The organism is Oleiphilus sp. HI0067 (assembly GCF_001635735.1).
Genome location: NZ_LWFI01000714.1, coordinates 1 through 401, shown reverse-complemented (window position 1 = coordinate 401; position 401 = coordinate 1). Strand labels below are relative to the sequence as shown.

Here is a 401-nt window from a genome sequence, read left to right as displayed (position 1 = left end):
CTTAGTGCCTATAGGATCTTTAGTGACTTGAATAACAAGAGGCTGACCCTCACGAAGCAAATGCGCAATATCAGGTTGCGCAGTATCTTTCTCTGCGGGCCCGACGATGTCAGAGACATGAATAAAAGCCGCACGCTCAAGACCGATATCTACAAAAGCTGCCTCCATTCCTGGCAATACGCGTACAACCTTGCCTTTATAGATATTACCGACAATCCCTAATCGACTGGATCGCTCGATATATACCTCTTGCAACATCCCGTTTTCTACAACCGCAACACGCGTTTCAACAGGGGTAACATTAATAAGCAACTCTTCGCTCAAAACACTATCCTTTGTTGCAGCAGTCTCTTGTTGCGTTCGTTGTTGTCATTATTCATTTGTTGATTGTGAACACCTTT

At 44.4% G+C, this 401-nt stretch carries 1 protein-coding gene; it reads right to left on the bottom strand.

Annotated elements, in window-relative coordinates:
- Positions 1 to 324 (bottom strand): S1 RNA-binding domain-containing protein (locus A3739_RS07945; RefSeq protein WP_156502461.1); only part of this gene is annotated, 324 nt, incomplete at its 3' end.
- Positions 325 to 401: the final 77 nt, after the last annotated feature.